Origin of the sequence: Streptomyces albireticuli (assembly GCF_002192455.1) — a bacterium.
Lineage (GTDB): Bacteria > Actinomycetota > Actinomycetes > Streptomycetales > Streptomycetaceae > Streptomyces > Streptomyces albireticuli_B.
In genome coordinates this window covers 2,569,144-2,592,972 of record NZ_CP021744.1, presented here as the reverse complement: position 1 = coordinate 2,592,972, position 23,829 = coordinate 2,569,144, and the positions used below count along the sequence as shown (strand labels likewise).

General features: G+C 74.0%; 18 protein-coding genes and 1 pseudogene. 8 read left to right on the top strand and 11 right to left on the bottom strand.

Annotated elements, in window-relative coordinates:
* Positions 1–198 precede the first annotated feature (198 nt).
* From SMD11_RS10745 to SMD11_RS10735, 3 genes are all read left to right on the top strand, one after another.
* Complete coding sequence (locus SMD11_RS10745; protein WP_087926238.1) at positions 199–1,047, top strand: 3-hydroxyacyl-CoA dehydrogenase family protein; 849 nt, start codon at positions 199–201, stop codon at positions 1,045–1,047.
* Positions 1,048–1,183: 136 nt separating this feature from the next.
* Positions 1,184–1,507 carry an STAS domain-containing protein gene (locus SMD11_RS10740; RefSeq protein ID WP_087926237.1) on the top strand — a complete coding sequence of 108 codons (324 nt, stop codon included), beginning with the start codon at positions 1,184–1,186 and terminating at the stop codon, positions 1,505–1,507.
* A 468-nt stretch (positions 1,508–1,975) separates the two neighbouring features.
* Positions 1,976–4,699 carry an ATP-binding protein gene (locus SMD11_RS10735; RefSeq protein WP_199843842.1) on the top strand — a complete coding sequence of 908 codons (2,724 nt, stop codon included), beginning with the start codon at positions 1,976–1,978 and terminating at the stop codon, positions 4,697–4,699.
* 318 nt (positions 4,700–5,017) lie between these two features.
* On the opposite strand, the gene nucS is transcribed toward SMD11_RS10735, so the two are convergent.
* A complete protein-coding gene (nucS, locus tag SMD11_RS10730) occupies positions 5,018–5,680 on the bottom strand; it encodes an endonuclease NucS (RefSeq protein WP_087926236.1) in 663 nt (220 codons plus the stop codon).
* A 207-nt stretch (positions 5,681–5,887) separates the two neighbouring features.
* On the opposite strand from nucS, the gene SMD11_RS10725 reads away from it, so the two are divergent.
* A complete protein-coding gene (locus SMD11_RS10725; protein WP_087926235.1) occupies positions 5,888–6,280 on the top strand; it encodes an SCO5389 family protein in 393 nt (130 codons plus the stop codon).
* Between the two features lie 124 nt (positions 6,281–6,404).
* Here the strand turns inward: SMD11_RS10725 and SMD11_RS10720 are convergent, their stop codons facing one another.
* Positions 6,405–7,430: an LLM class flavin-dependent oxidoreductase gene (locus SMD11_RS10720; protein ID WP_087926234.1), complete on the bottom strand. Its 1,026-nt coding sequence runs from the start codon at positions 7,428–7,430 to the stop codon at positions 6,405–6,407.
* A gap of 204 nt (positions 7,431–7,634) precedes the next feature.
* On the opposite strand from SMD11_RS10720, the gene SMD11_RS10715 reads away from it, so the two are divergent.
* On the top strand, positions 7,635–7,973 hold the full coding sequence (locus SMD11_RS10715; RefSeq protein WP_087926233.1) for an ATP/GTP-binding protein: 339 nt from the start codon (positions 7,635–7,637) through the stop codon (positions 7,971–7,973).
* 27 nt (positions 7,974–8,000) lie between these two features.
* On the opposite strand, the gene SMD11_RS10710 is transcribed toward SMD11_RS10715, so the two are convergent.
* The 8 genes and pseudogenes from SMD11_RS10710 to mce form a co-directional block, all read right to left on the bottom strand.
* Complete coding sequence (locus tag SMD11_RS10710) at positions 8,001–8,915, bottom strand: ABC transporter permease (RefSeq protein ID WP_418952431.1); 915 nt, start codon at positions 8,913–8,915, stop codon at positions 8,001–8,003.
* A pseudogene (locus tag SMD11_RS10705) lies at positions 8,912–10,149 on the bottom strand (ABC transporter ATP-binding protein). Before SMD11_RS10705 ends, SMD11_RS10710 begins: the two are co-directional and overlap by 4 nt.
* Before the next feature lie 90 nt (positions 10,150–10,239).
* On the bottom strand, positions 10,240–11,160 hold the full coding sequence (locus tag SMD11_RS10700) for a hypothetical protein (protein ID WP_199843841.1): 921 nt from the start codon (positions 11,158–11,160) through the stop codon (positions 10,240–10,242).
* Between the two features lie 59 nt (positions 11,161–11,219).
* On the bottom strand, positions 11,220–11,990 hold the full coding sequence (locus SMD11_RS10695) for an ABC transporter permease (protein WP_087930410.1): 771 nt from the start codon (positions 11,988–11,990) through the stop codon (positions 11,220–11,222).
* Between the two features lie 4 nt (positions 11,991–11,994).
* Positions 11,995–13,011, bottom strand: coding sequence for an ABC transporter ATP-binding protein (locus SMD11_RS10690; protein ID WP_087926231.1), 1,017 nt, complete (start codon positions 13,009–13,011; stop codon positions 11,995–11,997).
* Between the two features lie 202 nt (positions 13,012–13,213).
* A complete protein-coding gene (locus tag SMD11_RS10685) occupies positions 13,214–14,152 on the bottom strand; it encodes a cellulose-binding protein (protein WP_087926230.1) in 939 nt (312 codons plus the stop codon).
* Positions 14,153–14,266: 114 nt separating this feature from the next.
* The gene (gene scy, locus SMD11_RS10680; RefSeq protein WP_087926229.1) at positions 14,267–19,108 is read right to left on the bottom strand and encodes a polarized growth protein Scy; all 4,842 of its coding nucleotides are present in this window, start codon (positions 19,106–19,108) and stop codon (positions 14,267–14,269) included.
* A gap of 177 nt (positions 19,109–19,285) precedes the next feature.
* The gene (gene mce, locus SMD11_RS10675; protein ID WP_087926228.1) at positions 19,286–19,726 is read right to left on the bottom strand and encodes a methylmalonyl-CoA epimerase; all 441 of its coding nucleotides are present in this window, start codon (positions 19,724–19,726) and stop codon (positions 19,286–19,288) included.
* A gap of 173 nt (positions 19,727–19,899) precedes the next feature.
* Between mce and SMD11_RS10670 the strand changes: the two genes are divergently transcribed.
* From SMD11_RS10670 to SMD11_RS10660, 3 genes are all read left to right on the top strand, one after another.
* Complete coding sequence (locus tag SMD11_RS10670) at positions 19,900–21,075, top strand: acetyl-CoA C-acetyltransferase (RefSeq protein ID WP_087930409.1); 1,176 nt, start codon at positions 19,900–19,902, stop codon at positions 21,073–21,075.
* Positions 21,076–21,141: 66 nt separating this feature from the next.
* Complete coding sequence (meaB, locus tag SMD11_RS10665) at positions 21,142–22,107, top strand: methylmalonyl Co-A mutase-associated GTPase MeaB (RefSeq protein ID WP_087926227.1); 966 nt, start codon at positions 21,142–21,144, stop codon at positions 22,105–22,107.
* Between the two features lie 277 nt (positions 22,108–22,384).
* Positions 22,385–22,843, top strand: coding sequence for a hypothetical protein (locus SMD11_RS10660; RefSeq protein ID WP_087926226.1), 459 nt, complete (start codon positions 22,385–22,387; stop codon positions 22,841–22,843).
* 229 nt (positions 22,844–23,072) lie between these two features.
* Here the strand turns inward: SMD11_RS10660 and SMD11_RS10655 are convergent, their stop codons facing one another.
* On the bottom strand, positions 23,073–23,732 hold the full coding sequence (locus tag SMD11_RS10655) for an HNH endonuclease family protein (RefSeq protein ID WP_087926225.1): 660 nt from the start codon (positions 23,730–23,732) through the stop codon (positions 23,073–23,075).
* Positions 23,733–23,829: the final 97 nt, after the last annotated feature.

Below are 23,829 nucleotides of genomic sequence, written 5' to 3'. Positions count from 1 at the left end.
CCCCGCACCTGTGACCCCTGGGGCTGAAGGGGCTCAACTGAGGCGTGGGATCAGGCTGATGGCCGTCTCGATGTGATGTCCGTCATGTGGGACGTGACGCGCATCTCTTACCGCCCAATGGCGCCTCCATGACCGCTAATGTCCGCCGGGAGAGTGCGTTCTGGAACAGCTATGTGCACAGGGAGTAAGGGGACAGCCGTGGCCAAGAAGCTCGCCGTGATCGGGGCCGGACTGATGGGCTCGGGCATCGCCCAGGTCTCCGCGCAGGCCGGGTGGGAGGTCGTCCTGCGGGACGTCACCGACGCGGCGCTGAAGCGCGGCACGGACGGCATCAAGGCCTCGTACGACAAGTTCGTCTCCAAGGGGAAGCTGGAGGCGGCCGCCGCCGAGGAGGCGCTCGGCCGGATCACCACCACCACCGACCTCGACGCCGCGGCCGACGCGGACATCGTCGTCGAGGCCGTCTTCGAGGACATCGACACCAAGCGGGACATCTTCCGCACCCTGGACGGTCTGGTGAAGGACGAGACGGTCCTCGCCTCCAACACCTCCGCCATCCCGATCACCAAGATCGCGGCGGCCACGCGGCGGCCGGAGCGCGTCGTCGGCGCCCACTTCTTCTCGCCGGTCCCGATGATGCAGCTCTGCGAGCTGGTCCGCGGCCACAAGACCAGCGACGAAACGCTGGCCAAGGCCCGTGAGTTCGCCGAGGGCGTCGGCAAGACCTGCATCGTCGTCAACCGCGACGTCGCGGGCTTCGTCACCACCCGGCTGATCTCGGCGCTCGTCGTCGAGGCCGCCAAGCTGTACGAGTCCGGGGTGGCCACCGCCGAGGACATCGACATCGCCTGCAAGCTGGGCTTCGGGCACGCGATGGGCCCGCTGGCCACCGCCGACCTGACGGGTGTCGACATCCTGCTGCACGCCACGGGCAACATCTACACGGAGTGCCAGGACGAGAAGTTCGCGCCGCCGGAGATCATGCGCCGCATGGTCGACGCCGGGGACCTCGGCCGCAAGAGTGGACAGGGCTTTTACCAGCACTGACGACAAGGCCGCCAGCTGATTCACCCTCTGGGGTGAATTAGGCATTGGTTCGCCGGTCGGCGGCAACTTTGTCGTGTGAGAGGCAGTCAGTTCTTTAGAACCTCACCCATACCAGGCACCACTCCCGGGAGCGCATATGCACATCAGGGGCGACCACGCCGAACTGGTCGTCGGGGGGCGCCTCGACGTCCGCAGCGCGGCGGACGCCCGTACGGTGCTGCACTCCGCCCTCGACTCCGGCCGCGGTGACCTGGTGCTCGACCTCACCGAGCTGGACTCCTGGGACGCCACGGGGCTCGGCGTCATCATGGGCGCGCACCGCCGCGCGGGGCGCACCGGCCGCCGGCTGGTCCTGCGCGGCGTGCCCGACCGGATGCAGCGGCTGCTGGTCGCCACCCGGCTGCACCGCATCCTCGCCATCGAGGGCGGCATCGCGGCCGAGTGCCTGCCGCGGGTCTGAGGCCCGGGCGGGATCCGGGCCGCGGAACCGGGCCGCCCCGGGCTCCGGATCCGGGCCCGCCGCGGTCGGATCTGGGCCCGAACCGTCATGAACCGGCCTGACAAAGGTCGGATTCGGGCCTGATTGCGGTCCGCTCCGGGCGCGATCAGCCCCCGCCGCCGGGCGCGCGATCCCCTGCGCCGACAGCCGGTACGGTGTGCCGGGAGGGGCCGGTGGGATGCCGGTGCCACCCATCGACCCATCCTGACGAGACCGTGACGTCCCCCGGGCGGCAGAGCCCCCTCGCATTCATGGATACTGTGCGAAGGTCTGAGGTTCGGTTTTCCCGCCGCATAAGGCCGCAACAGCACGCCCACGGCGGGCACCGGACGCGAAGCGCCGGCCGGGTACGTCCCGGCCGAGGGTTGAGGGAGTGCGGACAGGCCGGGAGGGCACGACGGCACGCCACGCATCTGGGGGGCTTTGACCATGGACCCGACGAACCGATCCGACGAGTTCGACGACCGCGGCCCGGAGTCCGCGGACAGCGGCTCCGAGCGGCCGGCGGCGGCCCACGACACCCCGGGCGCGGGCGCCGGACCGGTGCGCGTCGTCCAGCTCGTCGCGGCCGAGTACGTCCTCACCGTCAACCCCGTCGACGGCAGTGAGATCGAGCCCTGCCTGCCCGGCCGGCGGCCCGACCGCCCCGGGCGGCGCGGCCCCGCCGACCGGGCCGAGCTGGACCGGGCCTCCGTCCCGCCGGCCCCCGCCCGCCAGGTGGGTCCCGAGCTGCCCCTGCTGGACCGCCAGGAGGAGCGCGAGCGGCTGTCCCGCCTGCTCTCCCGCGGCCGCTCCGTGCGCCTCACCGGCCCCTCCGGCTCCGGCCGCACCAAGCTCCTGGACGCCGTCGCCGCGGACTGCGCGGACCTCGCCCCCGACGGCGTCGTCCGCCTCAGCGGCCACCACCGCACCACCTCCGACCTCCTGTACGAGCTGTACGCCGCCGTCCACGACGCGCCGCGCTACCGCCCGGACAGAGCCGAGCTGCTCACCGCCGTCCATGAGATCGGCGCGGTCGTCGTCCTCGACGACCTGGAGTTCGGCGGCGCCGCGCTCGACGAGCTGCTCGACGCCACCCCCGAGTGCGCCTTCCTCCTCGCGGCCACGCCCGAGGTCGCCGCGCCGTCCGCGGACTCCCACCTGGAAGAGGTGTTCCTCGGCGGGCTCGACCGCACCGGCTGCCTGGAGCTGCTGGAGCACGCCGTGGACCGGCCCCTCACGGACGAGGAGGCCGACTGGGCGGCGGACCTGTGGTTCGCCTCCGAGGGGCTCCCGCTGCGGTTCGTCCAGGCCGGCGCCCTGCTGCGGCAGCGCGACGAGATGGCCGCCGACCCCGCCGTCGACGAGTTCGGCGTCTTCGCCGAGCGGCCCTACGTGGCCGCCGAGGCCGAGGCCGCTCCGGGCCCCGAGGGCGTGCCGCTGCCCGCCCTCGCCGAGGTCACGGCGCCGGTGCCGCTGCTCGCCTCCCGGCTCGGCGACGCCGCCCGCACCACCCTGGAGTTCGCCGTCGCGCTCGGCGGCGAGGTCCCGCACCAGGCCCACCTGCCCGCCCTCGTCGGCGACACCCACGCGGACGCCGCCGTCGGCGAGCTGCTCGCCTCCGGCCTGATCACCGCCACCGGGTCGCACTACCGGCTGGCCGCCGGCGTCACCGAGGCGCTGCTGGCCGAGGGCTACGGCGCGGAGGCCGCCGACCGCGCGCACTCCGCCGCCCAGCACTACTCCTGGTGGGCCGGCCACCCGTCGGTGGCCCCCGAGCGGGCCGCCGCCGAGGCCGACGCGATCCTCGCCACGATGGCCGTGCTGGCCGCCGACGGAACGGCCGGGCACCCGGCCGCCGCCGTGCTGCTGGCCCGTACGGCCGCGCCCGCCTTCGCCGCGGCGCTGCACTGGAGCGCCTGGGAGCGCAGCCTCCGGCACGGCCAGGAAGCCGCCCGGCACTCGGGCGAGGTCGGTGAAGAAGCGTATTTCCACCATGAGTTGGGCGTGCTGGCGCTGTGCACGGGCAACCTCGACCGGGCCCGTGCGGAGCTGGAGGCGTCCGTCGGGATGCGCGGCGTCCTCGCGGACAAGCGCGGCGCCATAGCGGGCCGCCGGGCGCTCGCGCTGGTCGCGGACCGCTCCGGCCTGTCGATGGGCGCCGCCGCGGTGCCGATGGCCGTGCCCCGGAACGAGCCGGGCCGGCCGGGCCCCGTGCCCCCGGGCCTGACCAAGGCGCCCGCCGGCCCGCCGGTCCCGCCGCGTGAGCCGGCCCCCGGCCGTACGCCCGCGGGCGAGGAGGTGCCGGCCGCGCGCAGCGAGGAGTCGGCGACCCCGCCCTCGGCGCTGGTCCCGCCGGGCCGCGACGCCGGCTCGACGACGGCCGTCACCCGGATCGTGGGCGCCGGCGCGGCGCCCTTCGCGGGCCAGGGCGGCACCTTCGGGCAGAGCGGTGCTCCGGGTGCTCCGGGCCAGGGCGGTGCTTTCGGTAAGGGTGGCGCCGCCGCCCCGGCCGGTGCGGCCCCGCGGCAGCCGTGGGCGCGGAAGCTGATGGTGGCCGGCGCCCGCCGCAATCTCGCCGCGGCCGGCGCGGGCACCCTGCTCGCCGCCGTGCTCGGCACCGTCGTCACGCTGGGGATCACCTCCGGCGGCCAGGACGGCGACTCCTCGGACAGCGGTGTGAAGCCCGACCGCTCCGCGTCCCAGCAGGACGGCGACAACCCCATGAACGCCGACCAGCCGGCCCAGGGCGGCCCCGGCCACGCCCAGGTGCCGGGCAAGCACGGGAAGCCCGGCCAGTCGGGCGGTCCGGACGCCTCGGGCAGCCCGTCGCCGGGCGCCTCCGGCAGCGCCTCGCCGAGCGGCTCCCCGAGCGGCAGCGGCGAGCCCTCGCCGTCCTCCTCCTCGTCCTCCTCGGGCAGGCCCTCCCACAGCCCCTCGCAGTCGCCGGGCGGCGGCTCCTCGAAGCCGTCGGAGAAGCCCTCGCCCAGCCAGAGCGGCGGCGGGCAGTCCCCGTCGCACTCCCCGGAGCCGGAGCCCAGCAGCCCGTCCCAGCCCGCGTCGGGCGGCGGCTCCTCGGCGGCCAGCCAGTCGGCGGCGGGGCAGCCGTCGGGGGGTCGGCCGGCGGACGGGTCGGGCGGCGGGGAGCCGTCGTCCGGGACGCCGGTGGCGTGACGGGGCCTGTGCGGCCCGAGGAGCGTCTCGGAGTGTGACTGAGGGCCCGTACGGGTCGTGCCTTGCGGCACGGGCTGTACGGGCCCTCGGTGCGGGTGGGGCGGGGGCGGGGTGCCGCCGCGCGGGGCTTTTTCCCCGGCCCCGCCCCTTCCCGCTGCATCCGATGTGCGGCTCCGCCGCGTGGCGGGGGCAAGCCCCCGGGCCCCCGGTTCCGCGCTCCGCGCGGTGGCCTCGAACGCCGGCCGGGCCGAAATGAGCCCGAGGACCGGGGCGGAGCCCCGGTTCGGGAAGGGGCGGGGCCGGGGAAACCCCCTGCGGTCAGAACAGCCGCAGCTTGTCGTCCTCGATGCCACGCATCGCGTCGTAGTCCAGCACCACGCAGCCGATGCCCCGGTCCGTCGCCAGGACCCGCGCCTGCGGCTTGATCTCCTGCGCGGCGAAGATGCCGCGGACCGGGGCCAGGTGCGGGTCGCGGTTGAGGAGTTCGAGGTAGCGGGTGAGCTGCTCGACGCCGTCGATGTCACCGCGGCGCTTGAGCTCCACGGCCACGGTCGCGCCGTCGGCGTCGCGGCAGAGGATGTCGACCGGGCCGATGGCCGTCTGGTACTCGCGGCGGATCAGGGTGTAGCCCTCGCCGAGGATCTCGATGCGGTCCGCGAGGAGCTCCTGGAGGTGTGCTTCCACGCCGTCCTTGATGAGGCCGGGGTCCACCCCGAGCTCGTGCGAGGAGTCGTGCAGCACCTCCTCCATGGTGATGATCAACTTCTCGCCCGCCTTGTTGACAACCGTCCAGACCGATCCGTCGCCCTCCTTGAGGGTGCAGGGCGGGGACATCCAGTTGAGGGGTTTGTAGGCCCGGTCGTCCGCGTGGATCGAGACGCTGCCGTCCGCCTTGACGAGGATCAGTCGCGGGGCGGAGGGGAGGTGGGCGGTGAGCCGGCCCGCGTAGTCCACGGAGCAACGGGCAATGACGAGACGCATGGTGAGTCACGCTACTCGACACCTGCCCCTCGACGCGATTCGCCTCTTTTCGTGCGCCCGCCGTGGCCGGTTGTTGGTGCGTTCTCCTGGTGCCCCCGCAGTGGCCGAATTACCGTTGATGCGGGCGGTCGTCGTACGGGCACAGGGCGTCGTCGTCCGCTCGCCCATCCCTGAGACCCCGCTCGCGGGGTCGCGAGAGGAGAACTCATGTCGCTCGACGTCTCACCGGCCCTCCTTGAACAGGCCGAGCGAGGCGAGGTCGACGAAGCGGAATTCGTCGACTGCGTCCGGACCTCCCTGCCGTACGCGTGGGAAATGATCAGCTCCCTGGTGGCCCGGCTCAGGATCGACGGTGGCGAGTTCGCCGACAACCAGACGCCTCCGCCGGATGAGCGGGCCCGTGGGCAGCTGCTGCGCGCCCTGGCGAGTGACGCGATCCGCGGTGCGCTGGAGCGGCACTTCGGTGTGCGCCTGGCGTTCCAGAACTGCCACCGCGTGGCGGTCTTCCCGCTCGACGCGTCCGCCGACGACCGCCTGACCCGCTTCACCTCGATCCGGGGCCAGCTGCTGAACCAGTCCCCGGAACTCAGGGACTGCTGACGCGGGTGTGCTGCCGTTCCGCACGCGTACGACGTGATCGGTGCGGGCGGCAGCTCCGGGGGACCGCGGTGCGGCGCGGGCGTGCTCGGCGCCGGCGGCGGGACGGACGGGGGCCGTGCCGGTGTCAGGCGAGCAGGGGAAGGACCTCGCCGCCCAGCCGCCGGAGGTTGTCCTCGGTGGCGGCGAGATCGCCGGAGCCCTCGGCCAGCAGGGCGAAGCGGGTGATGCCCGTCCGCTCGGCGGTGGCGGCGAGCCGGTCGGCGCAGAGCCGGGGCGGGCCCACCGGGTGGAGCTCGCAGAGCAGTTGGGTGTACTCCAGCGGATCGCGCATCCGCCGCAGTCTGCCGTCGACGGTCACATGGGCCGAGAGGCCCTGGTGCAGCCAGCCCGGCATGGCCTTGGTGAGCGTCTCCGCGGCCTCCTGCCGGCGGTCACCGATCTGGACGACCCCGGCCGACACATGACCGGCCGCCGCGACCTCCTCGGGCGAACGCCCCGCCTCCAGCGCGCACTTGCGCCACAGGGCGACCATCTCGGCCTTCTCCTCGTCCCCGCTGTGCATGCCGAGCAGCATCGGCAGCCCGTGCCCGGCCGCGAGCCGCACGCTCGCGGGCGAGGTGCAGGCCACGATCACGGGCGGGCCGGAACGATCCTCCAGTTCGTCCGGGCGCGGTACGACCGGCACCGCGCGGAACCGGAACCGCGGTCCGGCGGCGCCGACCCGGGGTTCGCGCAGCCAGCGCATCAGCAGATCGAGCGATTCGGGGAACCCCTCCTCGTAGGCGCCGAGGCCGGAGCCGAAGACCTCCAGGTCCACCCAGGGGCCGCCGCGGCCCACCCCGAGGGTGAACCTTCCTTCGGAGACCAGGTGCAGCAGCGCCGTCTGCTCACCCAGCGCGACCGGATGCACGGTGGGCAGCACGCTGACCGCCGTGCCCACCTGGATCCGGCGGGTGCGGCCCAGCAGCAGGGCGGCCAGCGTCACGGCGGACGGGCAGACGCCGTACGGCACGAAGTGGTGCTCGGCGAGCCAGACCGCGTCCAGCCCGGCCTCCTCGGCGACCACCGCGGACCGCACGGCGCGGTGCAGCGCTTCCCCGTGCCCCTGCCCGGGGAACTGCGCTGCCAGGACGAATGCTCCAACGCGCATCGCTCTTACTCCTCCTAGCGACCGACGCGGCATCCCCCCACCCGAAATAACGCCTGACACGTGCCATGGGCACGGCCCGGCGTTAAGTTTTCATGATGATCGGAGAGCGGTCCGGGTGGTGGCGCGAGGACGCCCGCCCGAGGCGGTGACCGTGACGCGTAACCTGGTCACGGCCCGTAGCTCCCCAGACCTCCGAGGTGCCCCGTGTCCCCGCGCCGAAACCGCCCGCGAGGCGGTCCAGAAAGAGCAGCCGACGCCCCGCGCGAGGGCGGTGGCGGCGGCGATCGCTACGGACTGGAGCGGGCGGAGAGCTGGCAGGGGGAGGAGTGGGCCGTGCGCACCGTCAGCGGCGGCTCGGCGGCGAAGCACTACCGCTGCCCCGGGTGCGACCAGGAGATCCCGCCGGGCGTCCCGCACCTGGTGGCCTGGCCGCAGTACGGCGGCGGGGTCGAGGACCGGCGCCACTGGCACAAGGCCTGCTGGAACGCGAAGGACCGCCGGAGCGCGCGGCTCCAGCGGTCCCGTAACGCGCCGAGGTACTGACCGGGGGCGCGGCGCGCGCCCCGTCCGTCACGCGTCGCGGCTGACCAGCGACGTGTACGCGCCGCCCAGGGCGACGCCCGCCACGACGAGGACGATCCACAGCGGCTCCCAGCCGGTGGGCCCGGAGGACGCCTCGGCGGCGCCCGTCTCGTAGAAGGCCGCGAGCTGGTTGGGGATCGAGTACTCGAAGAGGGCCTTGCGGACGCTCTCCAGGCTCTCCGAGAACATGAACATCGCGACGACCAGCGGCAGCAGGACGACGCCCAGCATCAGCGTGATCGCCCCGGCCGAGTGGCGCAGCAGCGCGCCCATGGCGAGTGCGACCAGGCCCAGGGACGCGATGAACAGGCTCACGCCGACCGTCGCCTTGAAGTACGCGGCACCGGAGAGCTCGCCGTCCCACTGGTCGGCCAGCAGCGCGGAGTCGAACATGGCCACCAGCGTGGTGGCGACGAGGGTGAGCACGAAGGTCAGCAGGAAGAAGACGACCGCCTTGGCCGTCAGCACCCGGGCGCGGTCCGGGCACGCGGTCAGCGTCGTCCGGATGAGCCCGGTGCCGAACTCCGAGGAGATCGTCAGCACCCCGAGCGTCATCACGCAGATGGTGCTGAGCAGCACCCCGAAGAAGCCGAAGGCGAGCGGCGAGGACTCCTTGCCGAGCTCGTTGCCCGTGCCGTTCACCAGGCCGGCGGCGAGCAGGCCGATGCCGAGGATGAGGACGAGCATCACGCCGAGCGTCCACAGCGTGGAGCGGACGGACCTGATCTTGGTCCACTCGGACTTGAGGGCGTCGCCGAGGTTCGCCTTGCGCACCGGGATCGGCGAGACGTAGACGAAGGGCGCCGCCGCGCCGGTCCACTGCTGCTGCGGGGGCATGCCCGGCTGACCGGGCTGCGGGGCCTGCGCGAAGGCCGGCTGCTGCGGGGGCTGGGGGGCGGTCATCGGGCGTCCTCGCTGTCACGCTTGGTCAGGTCGGCGGGGCCGGAGGGTGCGGCACCAGGGGAGGCGTCGAGGGGGCGGCGGGGGCCGCGGGCGCGACGGGCGGGGCCGGCGGCGCCTGGGGCACCGGAGTGGCCTGAGGCTGCGGCGGCGCCTGGGGCGCGGTCTGCGGCGGCATCGGCTGGGCGTACGGGTTGGGCTGCTCGCCCGTGAGCGCCGGGTAGGGGTTGCCCGCCGGGGCGGCGGCCCAGCCCTGCGGGGCGGGGGCGCCGGGCCCGTAGCCGTACGGGTCGGCGGGCTGGAGGTGGGCCCGCGGGTCGGCGGTCGAGCGGTAGTCGACCGCGCCCTGCGTCATCCGCATGTACGCCTCCTCCAGGGAGGCCCGGTGCGGGGAGAGCTCCCAGAGGCGGACGTCGGCGTCGTGCGCGAGGTCGCTGATCCGGGGCAGCGGCACGCCCGTGACGCGCAGCGCGCCGTCCGGCTCGGGCAGCACCTGGCCGCCCGCCTCGACCAGCGCGGCCGTGAGCTTCTCGCGGCCCTCCGGCGCGGTGTCGGGCGTCCGCACGCGCGCGAAGTCGGCGGAGTTCGCGGAGATGAAGTCCTGCACGCTCATGTCGGCGAGCAGCTGGCCGCGCCCGATGACGATGAGGTGGTCGGCGGTCAGCGCCATCTCGCTCATCAGGTGCGAGGAGACGAAGACCGTGCGGCCCTCGGCGGCGAGCTGCTTCATCAGGTTGCGGACCCAGAGGATGCCCTCGGGGTCGAGACCGTTGACGGGCTCGTCGAAGAGCAGCACCTGGGGGTCGCCGAGCAGGGCGGCGGCGATGCCCAGACGCTGGCCCATGCCGAGCGAGAAGCCCTTGGAGCGCCGCTTGGCGACGTCCTGGAGGCCGACGACGCCGAGCACCTCGTCCACCCGGCGGGCCGGGATGCCGGCGAGCTGGGCGAGCGAGAGCAGGTGCAGACGGGCGCTGCGCCCGCCGTGCACGGCCTTGGCGTCGAGGAGGGCGCCGACCTGGCGGGGGGCGTTGGGCAGCTTGCGGAAGGGGTGGCCGCCGATGGTGACATGGCCGGACGTGGGCATGTCCAGGCCAAGGATCATGCGCATCGTCGTGGACTTGCCGGACCCGTTGGGGCCCAGGAAGCCGGTCACCGCACCAGGCCTGACCTGGAACGACAGATTGTGCACGGCCGTCTTGGCGCCGTAGCGCTTCGTCAGACCGACTGCCTCGATCATTCTCCGCCCCTCGCGAGCTTTCGTCGGGGCGCAAGCCCCCGTAAGGCTTAGGAGGATAACGAGAAGCTGACGGTTCCCGTTTTGTGAGAGTTAAGCGCGCGGTAGGTGGGACGGTGCGGACCGTGGCCGGAGCGGGGGAGCCGGGGGCAGCTCGTCGTAGCGGCGCGGGGCGGCACCGGTCTCCTCCGGCGCGGGCAGGCCGCTCGCCGTCAGCAGCGGGCCCCGGCCGCGGAGGATCCGGCGGCCCTCCGTCCGGACCGCCTCGTCGGCCCGCGCCCGGGCGACCCAGCTGGCCGGGTCCGGGCCGAGCAGGGCCCGCAGCTCCGCCGAGGCGGCGAGCAGCCCGCTGAGCAGGGCGTGCTGGTCGCCGCCGCCCGGCAGCGGCAGGCCGGTGGCCTCGTCGACGAGGACGCCGTGCACGCTGACGTAGAGATACGCCCCGCCGAGCCGCTCGCCGGACGGCATCGCCATGGGGAAGCCGGGCCCGGGCAGCAGGGCGCGCCGGTAGTTGAACTCGGTGGCGTCGACGGCCGCGAGCTGCTCGGTGTCCAGCCAGCTGATCACCAGCACGCGGTCCGCCGCCGGATCGGCGTACGGGGCCGCCGCCACATAGCCGTGCCGCCCGATGTGGCCCGAGCAGCCCACCCCGACGCCGCGCACCCGCACCGGGACCATCGGCACGGCCGTGGACAGGCCGTGCCCGGTGAGCTTGTGGAGGAGCTGGGCGGGGGAGGCGTTGGACCCGACGGCGATCACGGGGTGGCGCCGGCCCGCCGTGGGCCGGCCGAGCGCGGTCAGGGCGGCGTCGAGCCGTGGCCCGGAATCCGGCGGCCCGGCCTCGTCGGTCACCACCCGCCAGTCGCCGAGCCGCCGCCCCTCGGCCGCGCACAGCGGCAGCAACTGGTCACCGGTGAGCAGCGCGGGCTCGGTGACCGGGCGGCCGGGGTAGGTCAGCGGCAGCTCGGCGGGCGCGCCGCCGAGGCCGAGGGCTGCCAGGCTGCGGTCCGTCACCGGCGCCCGTCCTTCCCGGGCGTGCCCGCCCGTCCCCCCGCTCCGGTCCCTCCGGGCGGCTACGCGTCGCGCTTCTTGAGCAGGGCGTACGCCCCGATCAGGGCCGCGACCACCCACAGCACCATGATCGTGAAACCGCCCCAGGGGCCGTACGGGGCGTCGTCGTCGACGGTCACCACCTGCATGACCTTATGGCCCGCCTGGTCGGGGAGGTACTGGCCGACCTTCTTCGTGGCGCTGACGTTCCCCAGGATGCTGGAGACGAGGAAGAAGAACGGCATCAGGATGCCCAGCGACAGCATGGGGCTGCGCAGCATCGTGGCGACGCCCATCGAGAAGACCGTGATCAGGGTCATGTAGAGCCCGCCGCCGATGACGGCGCGCAGGACGCCGGGATCGCCGAGCGACGCCTTGTGCTCGCCGAGCATCGACTGGCCGACGAAGAAGGAGACGAAACTGGTGATCATCCCGATGGCCAGCGCGAGCAGCGTGGCCACGGTGATCTTGCTGAACAGGAAAGTGCCGCGCTGGGGAACGGCGGCGAGTGAAGTCCTGATCATTCCCGTGCTGTATTCGTTCGAAACCACCAGCACACCAAAAACGATCATTGCGAGCTGACCGAGCCCCATGCCCGCGAAACTCGTGAACGTCGGATCGAATTGGATCCGATCCTCGGCTGACAATTTGTTGAAGTCGTTTTTGGACAATGCGCTGATCAGCGCGCCGAGAGCGACCGTCACCACGACCGCGAGGCCGAGCGTCCACACCGTGGAGCGCACGGATTTGATCTTTGTCCATTCCGACTGGAGGACCTGGCTCGCCACCGCCATCGTCTCAGGATCCCTTCCCGCGCCAGCCGGCGCCCCAGCCCGCACCCGGCGGCGGATCACCCGGCCCCTGGCCGGCGGCCCGGCCCCCGGCTTCCGGTGCCGGTCCCACGCCCGGCGCGCTGTGCGCGTGGTACTCCACCGACTCGGCGGTGAGCTGCATGAACGCCTCCTCCAGGGAAGCCTGCTGCGGGCTCAGCTCGTGCAGCACGATCTGATGGCGCGCCGCGAGCTCGCCCAGCCGCGCGGCGTCCGTGCCGTCGACCTCCAGCGTGCCGTCCACGGTGGTCACCGGGGTGACCCCGGCGCCGGCCAGCGCGTCCAGCAGCCGCTCGTGGTCGGGCGAGCGCAGCCGGACGTACGAGCGGGAGTTCTGCGCGATGAAGTCGGCCATCGAGGTGTCCGCGAGCAGCCGGCCCTGGCCGATGACCACCAGGTGGTCGGCGGTCAGCGCCATCTCGCTCATCAGGTGCGAGGAGACGAAGACCGTGCGCCCCTGGGCGGCCAGGTTCTTCATCAGATTGCGGATCCAGTGGATGCCCTCGGGATCCAGGCCGTTGACCGGCTCGTCGAACATCAGGATGCGCGGGTCGCCCAGCAGGGCGCCCGCGATGCCCAGGCGCTGCCCCATGCCGAGCGAGAAGCCCTTGGAGCGCTTTTTCGCCACCGAGGTCAGGCCGACCGTGTCCAGAACCTCCCGCACCCTGGAGCGTGGGATTCCGTTGCTCTGCGCCAGGCACAGCAGGTGGTTGTAGGCGCTCCGGCCGCCGTGCATCGCCTTGGCGTCCAGCAGGGCGCCCACGGCCCGCAGCGGATCCCGCAGCTGGCGGTAGTGCTTGCCGTCGATCAGGACCGTGCCGGCCGTCGGATTGTCGAGATCGAGCATCATCCGCATGGTCGTGGACTTGCCCGCGCCGTTGGGACCCAGGAAGCCGGTGACGATCCCGGGCCGCACCGTGCAGGTGAGGCCGTCCACGGCGAGTTTGTCGCCGTAGCGCTTGGTCAGACCCTGGAGCTCGATCATTCAGCCACGGTAAGGGCCCTCCAGGCCGCCCGCCACCGGTGGCGGACCATCCGGATGGCGGCCGGGGACCGCGCCGTGCCGGGACGCCCCCGGCGTGCGCCCCGGCACGCGACGATGCCCCGGGCGCCGCCTTCGGGCGGCACACGGGGCATCGTCGTACGGGGGTGGGTGCTGCTCTCCGCTCGTCCTCGCGGGCGCCGGGTCAGCGGCTCTGCTGGGCCGGGACGCCGCGGGAGATCGGCTCGTCGTCACCGGGGACACCGGCCGCGGCCACGGCCGCGCCGGTCAGCGTGGCCAGCATCTCGCGGACGTTGGTCAGCTGGGCGTTGATGGAGTCGCGGCGGTTGGTGAGCGCCGCCAGCTCGCGCTCGGACTCGCTGCGGATGCGGTCCGCCTTGGCGTTGGCGTCGGCCACGATGTCCTCGGCCTGGCGCTGCGCGGTCTCCACCGTCTGGCGGGCCCGGCGCTCGGCGTCCGTCCGGAGCTTCTCCGCCTCCAGGCGCAGCTGCTCGGCGCGGTGCTCGATCTCCGCCAGCCGCTTCTCGGCCTTCGCCTGACGCGACGCCAGGTCGCGCTCGGACTGCTCGCGGCGCTTGGCCAGGTTGGTCTCGAAGTCCGCGGCGGCCTGGGCGGCCTTGGCGCGGGTCTCCTCGAAGAGGGCGTCCGCCTCCTCACGCTTGGACTGCGCGTCCTTCTGCGCCTCGGCACGCAGGGTCGCGGCGTCGCCCTTCGCCTTCTCGACGATCCGGGCGCCCTCGTCCTCCGCCTTGGCCTTGCGGTCGGCGGCGAACGACTCGGCGTCGTTGCGCACCTGCTGGGCGGCCGACTCGGCCAGCTCGCGGTGCTGTTCGGCCGCGCGACGGGCCTCCTCACGCAGATCCTTGGCCTCTTCCTCGGCCAGCCGAAGGATCTTCTCGACCCGGGCCCCCAGCCCCGCGTAGGACGGTTCCGCGTCGTTGACCTGGGCCTGAGCATTCTGCGTTTCGAGGTGGAGCTCCTCGATGCGCTTTTCCAGAGAGGTGATTCGGGCCAGTGCGCTGTCACGGTCGGCGACGAGCTTGGTAATGCGGTCGTCCACCTGGCCGCGGTCGTATCCACGCCGCACGAGCTCGAAGCCGAAGGGGGAGGAAGTGTCACTCATGGGGTTCCTGTCATAAGAGACCGGTGAGGTGATAGAGGGAATCCTAGGGGTGCGAGCGGCGTGGCATCGAGTGGAAGGTCGGCAAACCTGGAGAATGTCCCCTCGTTTGAGTGGCTACTTCTGGGACTGCTTACCACCCGATCGAGTTGCACCCGCACCCGCTGCCGCCTTCACCCCGCCCTCTTTGGCGCTTCCCGCCCCCGGGGCTTCAAAAGATTCCAACGCTTCCAACACGTCCTGGACACGGGAAATCTCGGCATTGATGTCCTCGCGGCGGCGCACCAGCACCTCCAACTCCCGCTTCCCCTCGTCCACGAGCCGCTTGGCCTCCTCCGCACCCTCGGTGCGCAGGCGCTCCGCCTCGCGTACAGCCGCCGCCTTCTTGTCCTGGGCCTCCTTCAGCAGCGCCTGGGACTCCCGCACCACGGCGGCCTTCTTCTGCTCCGCCTCCTTGAGCAGGCCCTCCGCCTTGCGCACCGCGGCGAGGCGGACCTTGCTCGCCTCGTTGCTGGCGTCGGAGACGAGCGTCTTCGCCTTCTCCTCGGCCTCCGCGAGCTGTTCGGTCGCCGCGGCCACGAGCTTGTCGCACCGCTCGCCCGCCGACTGCATGGCCTCGGCGGCCTCCCGGCGCGCCCGGCCGTGCAGCTCCTCGACCTCGCTGTCCACCCGGGTGCGCAGCTCGTCCGCGCGCTCCCTTATGGCCGTCGCGTCCCCGCGCGCCTCCGCGAGCAGGGTGTTGGCGTCCGTACGGGCCTGCTCCACCAGCGTGTTGCCCTCGCCGGTGGCCTCCGTGACGATCCGCTCGGCCTCCCGGCGGGCGGCGCCCACCATGGTGTCGGCCTGCTCCTCGGCCGCGGCCGCGGCCCGCAGGGCCTCCTCCTGGGCCTTCGCGACCAGCGCGTCCGCCTTCTCGGCGGCCTCGGCCAGCCGCTGCGCCGCGGCCTCCCGCGCCTCGTCCGCAGTGCGGTCGCCCTCGGCGCGCGCCTCGGCGACCAGCCGCTCCGCCTCCAGGACTGCGTCGGCCTTGAGCTTCGCGGAGTCCGCGCGCGTGCTGTTGGCGTTCTCCTGCGCGGAGCTCAGCGCCTCCGCGGCCTCGGCGGCCATCCGCTCCGCCTCGGCCGTGGCCTCCGCGACGAGCTTGTCCGCCTGCGCCGCCGCCTCCGCACGACGGGTGTTCGACGCCTCGCGGGCCTCGTCCACCATCCGCTCGGCCTCGCGCTGCGCGCGCTCCAGGGCCTCGGCCCCGTCCGCCCGCAGCCGGTCCGCCTGCGCGGTCGCCTCGGCCCGGGTCCGCTCGGCCTGCTCGGCGGCCTCCGCCCGGCGGGCCTCGGCGGCCTCCCGGGCCTTCTCCAGCGCAGCCGCGGCCTCGGCCGCCATCCGCTCCGCCTCGGCCGTGGCCTCGGCGATCAGGGCGTCCGCCTGCTCGGCCGCCTCGGTGCGGTGGGCGTTCGCCGCCTCCCGCGCCTCGTCGACGATCTTGTCCGCGTCGTCCTGCGCGGAAGAGGTCAGCTCGGCCGCGGTGTTGACGATCCGCTCCGCCTCGGCGTGCCCCTCCGTCCGCATCTTGTTCGCGTCCTCGCGGGCCTCGGCCCGCGCCCGCGCCGCGTCCTGTTCGGCTGAGGCCAGCGCGTCGGACGCGTCCGTACGCATCTGCTGGGCCTTCGCCGAGGCGTCGGACACCATCCGCTCCGCCTCGGCCGTCGCCTTGGCGATCAGCGCGTCGGCGTGCTCGGCCGCCTCGGTGCGGTGGGCGTTCGCGGTCTCCCGTGCCTCGTCCACCGTCCGCTCGGCCACGGACACCAGGCGCTCGGCCTCCGCCGTCGCCTCCGCCGTGAGGGTGCCGGCGTCCTCGCGGGCCTCCTCCAGCGTCCGCGCGGCCTCGGCCCGCACCCGGTCCGCCTCCTCGGCGGCCTCCGCGCGATGCGCCTCGGCGGCCTCCCGGGCGTCGTCGACGGTCCTGGCGGCCTCGGCGACCAGCCGCTCCGCCTCCGCCGTCGCTTCGGCCATCAGGGCGTCCGCCTGCTCCGCGGCCTTCGCCCGGCGGGCGTCGGCGGCCTCGCGGGCCTCGTCGACGGTCCTGGCGGCCTCGGCGACCAGCCGCTCCGCCTCCGCCGTGGCCTCGGCCATCAGGGCGTCCGCCTGCTCCGCGGCCTCCGCGCGGCGGGCGTCCGCCGCCGCGCGCGCCTCGTCGGCCGTCCGCGCCGCGTCCCGCTGCGCCTTCTCCACCGCGGCCTCGGCCTCGGTGATCAGCCGCTCGGCCTCGGACATCGCCTCGGCCAGCAGCTCGTCGGCCTGCTCGGCCGCCTCCGTACGGCGGGCACCCGCCGCCTCCCGGGCCTCGTCCAGTGTGCGGGCGGCCTCCGCCTCCAGCCGCTGACCCTCGGCGATCGCCTCCGCGACCGTACGCTCCGCGAGCGACTTGGCCGCCTCGGACGCCGCCTGGGCCTCCGCCCGGGTACGGGCCGCGTCCTCGCCGGCCCGCTCCCGCTCGGCGTAGGCGTCGGCACGGACCCGGTCCGCCTCCACCTGCGCGTCCGTGACCGTGCGCTCCGCGTTGTGCTCCGCGGCCGAGCGCAGCCCGGCGATCTCCTCCTCGGCCTGCTCGTGCAGCCCGGCGACGGAGTCCCGCACCTGCTGCGCCGTCTGCTCGGCGGCGGACACCAGCTCGGCGGCCCGCGCCTCGGCCTCCTCGACCAGGCGCCGCGCCTCCTCCTGCGCCTCCGCGACCCGCTTGCGCGCCGAAGCCAGCAGCTCCTCGCTCTGCTCGCGCGCCGCCTCCCGCTCCGCCTGCGCCTCGGTCCGGGCGTCGCCCAGCAGCTCCTCGGCCTCCCGGCGGCGCCGGGCGGCCTCCTCCTGCGCGGCGGCCAGCGCCTCGGCCGCCTCGGCGGCCGTACGCTCCGCGGCGGCGTTCGCCTCGGCCCGCACCCGGTCGGCGGTCTCCTGTGCCTCCGAGCGCAGCCGCTCCGCCTCGGCGTTCGCCTCGGCCCGCAGCCGCGCGGCCACCGACTCGCCCTCGGTACGGGCGGCGGCCGCCTCCTCGGCGGCCTCGGCCCGCAGCTCCTCGGCCTCGGACTCGGCCTGCTCACGCAGCGCGCGCACCCGCTCCGCGGCCTCCGACCGCTGCCGCTCGGTCTCCTCGCCGGCCTCCCGGCGCAGCCGCTCGGCCTCCGCGCGGGCGTCGCGCAGCGCCTCCTCGGCGGCCTCCACCCGCTGCTCGGCCTCGGTGTGCAGCCGGGTCAGCTCGGCCTCGGCCTCCGCGCGCCGCGCCTCCGCGGCCCGCTCGGCCTCCTCACGCAGCCGCTTGGCGGCCTCGGCGGCCTCCGTACGGGTGCGCTCGGCGTGGTCCTCGGCCTCCTCGGCCATCTCCTCGGCCTCGGCACGGGCCCGCTCCAGGGCCTCCTCGGCCTGCTTGCGCAGGGTCGCGGCCCGCTCGGCCGCCTCCCCGCGCACCCGCTCGCTCTCCGCGCTCGCGCCGGACCGGGTCTCCTCGGCGTCGGCCTTGGCCTTCGCCAGCAGCTCCTCGGCGGTGCTGGCCGCCTCCTCGATCTGCTGGAGCGCCTCCCGCCGGGCCTCGCTCCGCAGCCGCTCGCCCTCGGCGACGGCGTCGGCCCGCAGCTGCTCGGCCTCGCCGCGCAGCCGCCGCGCCTCCTCCTGGAGCTCGACGGTCCGGGCGCGGTACTCCTTGGTGTCGTCCTTCGCCTCGCCCTTGAGCTGCTCGGCGGTGTCCGCGGCCTGCTCGCGCAGCCGCTCGGCCTCCGCCTCGGCCTCACGGCGGATCCGCTCCGCCTCCGCGGCGGCGGCCTTCGTGGTGGCCTGGGCGTCCTCCGACGCCTTGGTCAGCACCTCCTCGGCGGTCCGGGCGGCCTTGGCGAGCTGCGCCGCGGAGTCCTCCGCGGCGGCGCTGCGCGCCTTCTCGGCGGCCTCGGCCAGCAGCCGCTCCGCCTCCGCCCGCGCGTCGTCGCGCAGCTGCTCCGCCTCGGCCCGCAGGGCCTCGGCCTCCTTGGTGGCCTCGCCGACCACCCGGGCGATCTCCGCCTTGGCCGTGCGGGCCCGCTGCTCGTTCTCCGACTCGGCCGAGGACAGCCGGCGCTCCGCCGACTCCTTGGCCTCCGTGAGGAGCTTCTCGGCCTCCGCCCGCGCCTCGCGCAGGGTCGTGTCGGCCTCCTGGACGCGCGCCTCCGCCGTACGCGTCAGCTCCGCCGAGGCCGCGCGGGCCTGGTCGGACTCCGCGCTGGTCACGGTGCGCAGCTGCTCGGCGTGGTCGGTGGCCTCCTGCGCCTGCGCGGAGGCGGCCGTCAGCAGCCGCTCCGCGTCGGCGCGGGCGCGCCGCAGCAGCGCCTCGGCCTCGGCACGGGCCTCCTCGGCGGCGGCGCTGAGCCGGCCGCGGGCCTGCTCCGTCAGCCGCTGGGCCTCCGCGCGGGCCGCGCCGAGCGACTGCTCGGCCTCCGCCCGGGACTCCTCCAGCAGCCGTCTGGCCTGCGACTCCGTACGGGCCCTGAGCTGCTCGGCCCAGGCCACGTTCTCGTTGACGTGCGACTCGACGGTCTGGCGGCGCTCGTTGAGCTCCTCGTCCAGCCGCTGGCGGCGGGCGACGGCCTCCGCGTGGAGCTCCGCCTCCATCCGCGCCTGACGCTCCGCCTGCTCCTGGAGCAGACGCTGCGTCTGGGCGCGCGCCTCCCGCAGCTCGCGCTCGGCGTCGGTGCGCAGCTGTTCGGCCTGAATCTGGGCATTACGGAGCAACTGCTCCGCCTGGTACCCGATGTCGGCGGTGTCGTACGCCGGACGGTGGGCGAGGTTGCGGCGCGCCTCGTGGAGCTTGGCGCGCAACACCTCGACCTGATATCCGAGGTCGTCGGCGTGCTGGACCGCCTTCTCCCGCTCCTTCTTCAGCCGCTCCATCTCGGCTTCGAATTGCGAGAGGTGGTCGTCAGCCTCGTAGCGGTCGTTGCCCCGCACTGCGCGGTCCCATCCGTCCCCTGGTCGCGTTGGCGGCCGGCCCCGTCCCGCGTAACCGGTGGAACCCGGAGCCCGCCCTTCCGAAGAAATGGTGTCAGATCATCGGTACAGCCTGGGCCGGGCCCCCACCCCTGACCCCGGCCGGACCTGCACTCTACCGGCCGGGGGAGGTGCGGGTCAGTGCTCCGGGTCGGCGGGGGGTGCCGAGGTGACCAGTTCGGTCAGTACGCCGTGGCAGTCCTTGGGGTGCAGAAAGGTGATGCGGGACCCCATGGATCCCTTACGGGGCTCGTCATAGAGGACGCGTACGTCCTTCTTACGGATCGCGTCCGCGTCGGCGTCCACATCCGGCGTACCGAACGCGATGTGGTGAACGCCCTCCCCGTTCTTCGCGAGCCACTTCCCGACCGCCGAGTCCTCCCGGATGGGCTCCAGCAGCTGGAGGTACGAGGCGCCGCCGTCCGAGGTCTCATTGATCTTGAGCATGGCCTCACGCACGCCCTGCTCCTCGTTGACCTCGGAGTGGAACACCTCGAAGCCGTAGGTGGCACGGTAGAACTCGACAGTCCGGTCGAGGTCGAAGCAGGCGATCCCGATGTGGTCGATGCGCGTCAGCATGGAACCAGTGCACCCCCCGCGCGAGCGGTTACGCAACGTGCGCGCGATCACACCCGCCGCCCGGTGACCGGGCGCGTACCGCTCAGTACATTGACGGAAACCCTCGTTAACCTCTCCGCTCGAAGGGGCCGCGCCTCATGTCTGGTACGAACGGTTCGACCGGCAACACCTCCGTGATCGTCGCGGGCGCCCGCACACCCATGGGCAAGCTCCTCGGGTCCCTGCGGACCTTCTCCGCGGCCGACCTCGGCGGCATCGCCATCAAGGCGGCCCTGGACCGGGCCGGCATCGGCGGCGACCAGGTGCAGTACGTGATCATGGGTCAGGTGCTCCAGGCGGGCGCCGGCCAGATCCCGGCCCGCCAGGCCGCCGTCAAGGGCGGCGTCCCCATGAGCGTGCCGGCCCTGACCATCAACAAGGTCTGCCTCTCCGGCCTCGACGCCATCGCCCTCGCCGACCAGCTCATCCGCGCGGGTGAGTTCGACGTCGTCGTCGCCGGCGGCATGGAGTCGATGACCAACGCCCCGCACCTGCTGCCCAAGTCCCGCGAGGGCTACAAGTACGGCGCGATCGAGATGCTCGACTCGATGGACCACGACGGCCTCACCGACTCCTTCGAGTCCATCGCCATGGGCGCGTCGACGGAGAACCACAACACCCGCCTCGGCATCGGCCGCGCCGCCCAGGACGAGATCGGCGCCCGCTCCCACCAGCGCGCCGCCGCCGCCCAGAAGAACGGCGTCTTCGAGGCCGAGATCACCCCCGTGGAGATCCCGCAGCGCAAGGGCGAGCCGGTCGTCTTCAGCAAGGACGAGGGCGTTCGCCCCGACACCACCGTCGAGGTGCTCGGCAAGCTGCGCCCGTCCTTCCACAAGGACGGCACGATCACCGCCGGCACCTCCTCGCAGATCTCCGACGGCGCCGCCGCCGTGGTCGTGATGAGCAAGGCCAAGGCCGAGGAGCTGGGCCTTGAGTGGATCGCCGAGATCGGCGCCCACGGCAATGTCGCGGGTCCCGACAACTCCCTGCACTCCCAGCCGTCCAACGCGATCAAGCACGCGCTGGACCGCGCGGGCCTGACCGTCGACGACCTCGACCTCATCGAGATCAACGAGGCGTTCGCCGCCGTCCTCGTGCAGTCAATCAAGGACCTGGGCGTCTCACCGGAAAAGGTGAACGTCAACGGTGGCGCCATCGCGCTCGGCCACCCCATCGGCATGTCCGGCGCCCGTACGGTGCTGCACCTCGCCCTGGAGCTCAAGCGGCGCGGCGGCGGTACGGGCGCGGCGGCCCTGTGCGGCGGCGGTGGTCAGGGCGACGCCCTGATCATCCACGTGCCGGGGAAGTGAACCGGGGGCCCGGCACGGGTCCCGGAGAGCGGCCCTGAGTCACGCACGTTCGGAACGGAGCAGGTCATGGTGGACGTCCCCGCACTGGTCGAGCAGGCAAGGGAGGGCCGGCCGCGCGCGGTGGCCCGGCTGATCTCCCTGGTGGAGGGGGCGTCCCCGCAGCTGCGCGAGGTCATGGCCGCGCTGGCCCCACTGACCGGCAACGCCTACGTCGTCGGCCTCACGGGCTCGCCGGGCGTCGGCAAGTCGACGTCCACCTCGGCCCTGGTCAGCGCGTACCGCCGGATGGGCAAGCGGGTCGGCGTCCTCGCCGTCGACCCGTCCTCGCCGTTCTCCGGGGGCGCCCTGCTGGGCGACCGGGTCCGGATGTCCGACCACGCCTCCGACCCCGGTGTGTACATCCGCTCCATGGCCACCCGCGGCCACCTCGGCGGCCTGGCCTGGGCCGCCCCGCAGGCCATCCGCGTCCTCGACGGCGCGGGCTGCGACGTGATCCTGGTCGAGACGGTCGGCGTCGGCCAGTCGGAGGTCGAGATCGCCTCCCAGGCCGACACCTCCGTGGTGCTGCTGGCCCCCGGCATGGGCGACGGCATCCAGGCCGCGAAGGCCGGGATCCTGGAGATCGGCGACGTCTACGTCGTCAACAAGGCCGACCGCGACGGTGCCGACGCCACGGCCCGCGAGCTCAACCACATGCTGGGCCTCGGCGAGGCCCGCGGCCCCGGCGACTGGCGGCCGCCCATCGTCAAGACGGTCGCCGCCCGGGGCGAGGGCACCGACGAGGTCGTCGAGGCCCTGGAGAAGCACCGGGCCTGGATGGAGGAGCGGGGCGTCCTCGCGGACCGCCGGGCCGCCCGCGCGGCCCGCGAGGTCGAGACCATCGCGGTCACGGCGCTGCGTGAGCGCATCGGCGACCTGCACGGCGACCGCCGTCTGGGCGCCCTGGCGGAGCGCATCGTGGCCGGCGCGCTGGACCCCTACCGGGCGGCGGACGAGCTGGTCGCGGGGATCACGGAGGGGGCGGGCGCGTAGGCGTCCCGGCCGGCGGGAACCGGCACCGCCGGCGGGCGAAGACTGCCGGGTTCCGGCAGTGCGGGCCGGGCTCCACCGAGATGATCATGTGAGGGCGCGGAGAGGTCTGCCGGGGCCCGGCAAGGGCGGCCCGGCGGCCGTCCGGCGCCGGCGCGGCCCCTGGCGGCCGGTGACGGCGCCCGCCGGCGGTCCGGTGCCGCCGCCCCGGTGACGGGCGGCCGGCCGCCCGTCCCGGCCGTCCGCGCGGTACGACCCACGCGACCGTTGGAGCGAACTCGTGAACACCCCTGCCCCCGGCTCCCCGTACACCGGCCCGACCGTGCCGGCCCCGTATCCGCCGGTGCCGATGGAGATGCCCGGCGGCGTCAGGACCGCACGCGTGTGCCTGTGGGTGCTCGGCGGTCTCAGCACCCTCGGCGGTCTGATCTTCACCGCCGTGGCCGCCTTCGCGGAGCGCGGCGACTCGGAGTTCTCCAGGGCCGGACTGGCCGGGATCGCCGTCCTGTCCCTGGTCCTCGGGGTCGCCTCACTGGTCCTCGCGGCGAAGTTCCGCACGGGCGGGAACGGGGTCCGGGTGGGGGCGCTGGTGGTGTCGGGGGTGGTGCTGCTCAACGCGCTGGTCAGCCTGGCGTCGGGGGCGGTGGTGGGCGGGCCGGGGATCGCGTTGGGGGCGCTGGTGCTGGTGAATTGCGTGAAGAAGGACGGGGTGGGGTGGTTCAAGCGGCCGCGGGCCTGAGCCCGCGGCGGGCTTGTCCCCCGACCCCGCCCCTTCCCGCCCGTCGAAGCCGTCGTCTCCCGGCCGCTTCCCGTCCGTACCGGCGCTGTCGCGCCATTCCTTGAGGAAGACGTCCGGGGCGGGGCTGCCCGTGCCCGTGCGCACGTAGTTCTTCAGCGAGGGATCAGGCCGTTCGGTCTTGTCCCGGGCCGACCGGATCAGCGCGGTTCATGACCACGGCCGCCGGCCGTCAGTCGCACGTGTTGAGCATCGCGACCAGCTGGTTCGCCTCCGCCTCGGTCACCGACAGGTCGTACAGGTACTTCACGTCCACCCAGGCGCGGGAGTACGTGCACCAGTACGTGCGGTCCGGCGGGCTCCACTGGTCGGGGGACTGGTCGCCCTTGCTGCGGTTCGAGGCGGCGGAGACGGCGATGAGCTGCGAGTGCGTCAGGTCGTTCGCGAACTGCTTGCGCCGAGGCGTCTCCCAGTGATCGGCCCCGGACCGCCAGGCGTTGGCCAGCGGCACCATGTGGTCGATGTCCAGCTGCGACGCCGAGGTGAAGTCCTTGCCGTCGTACAGGCTGTGCCAGGTGCCGCTCGTGGCCCGGCACTTGGCGTCCTGGGTGACGTTCTGGCCGTCCCGCTTGAGGACGGTCTCGCGGGTGTCGCAGTCGTCGCCCTGCTGGATCCAGTGGGGGAACTTCGCCCGCGAGTAGCCGGTCATGGGGTGCGGTGCCTCGACGGCCAGATCGGCGAGCTCGTTGCGGGCGGTGTCCGCGGGGGACGGCTCGGGCATCCGGGCGGGCACGGCGACGGCCGGTGTGGTGGCGCTGGGGGAGCCGAGGACCGCGGCGGCGGCGAGCGCGAGGGTGACGGCGGTGGACCGCCGAGCACGTGAGGTGAGCATGCGTCAGAAGTAGCAGCAGCCCCTGGGAGGTAAGGGGCATAGCGGAACGGTCGGCGTGTCATGGACGGTCGGGCGCCACGCCGGAAAAACCGGCCCC